The following is a 958-nucleotide window of genomic DNA, read 5'->3' on the forward strand; positions in this document are numbered from 1 at the left end:
AGCGCCAAAGCTGCGTTCGGGACGCGGGGCGCGTTCGCCAAAACTCTTCTCAGCGTTTCTGTCGGGGCTTGTCGACAGTTTGCCCAGAGCCTCATCGCGGCTGCCTTCGCGGCGCTTGCGGTTCTTGATCAACCCGCCCTCGCCGATCGGGCGGCGCTCGCCATCGCGGGTGAATTTCGGCCGTTCCGGCTCCGGCTCGCGAACTTCGGTGCGCCGCACCGGCTTGTTGGAAAACGGCTTGGTGACATCGGCGTCGAAATTGGCGCCGGATTCCTCGACCAGGCGCTCACCAAGCTGGTCGCGCAACACCCTGCCCTTGATCTCCAGCACATGGCCCTCGGCGAGGTCATCGAGTTGGAACGGCCCATAGGAGATACGGATCAGCCGCGTCACGTCGAGGCCGAGCGAACCCAGGATGTTCCTGACTTCGCGGTTCTTGCCCTCGCGCAGGCCGATCGTCAGCCAGGCATTGGTGCCTTGCTCGCGATCGAGCGTCGCTTCGATGGCGCCGTAAAAGACGCCGTCGACGGCAATGCCTTCACGCAGGCCGGCAAGCGCGCTTTCCTCGACCTTGCCGTGGACGCGCACGCGGTAGCGGCGCAGCCAGCCGGTGGCCGGCAGTTCGAGCACGCGCGACAGGCCGCCATCATTGGTGAGCAGCAGCAGGCCTTCGGTGTTGATGTCGAGCCGGCCGATGGTCATCAGCCGCGGCAATTCAGCCGGCAGCACGTCGAAGACGGTCTTGCGGCCCTCGGGATCGCGGTTGGTGGTGACGACGCCGGCCGGCTTGTGGAACAGGAACAGCCTTGTGCGCTCGATCGGCGGGATTTCCATACCGTCGAGATGGATGATGTCATCAGGCATCACGTTGAAGGCCGGTGAAGTGAGGGCGCGGCCATTGACCTTGACGCGGCCGGCGGCAATCAGCTCCTCGGCATCGCGGCGCGTCAGGCGGCGG

Annotated in this window: 1 protein-coding gene; it reads right to left on the reverse strand. The window is 65.7% G+C overall.

What is annotated here, in order from left to right:
* Positions 1-958 (reverse strand): pseudouridine synthase (locus EN991_RS29585; RefSeq protein WP_245461107.1); only part of this gene is annotated, 958 nt, incomplete at both ends.

It is taken from the genome of Mesorhizobium sp. M7A.F.Ca.US.005.03.2.1, assembly GCF_003997795.1.
GTDB lineage: Bacteria > Pseudomonadota > Alphaproteobacteria > Rhizobiales > Rhizobiaceae > Mesorhizobium > Mesorhizobium ciceri.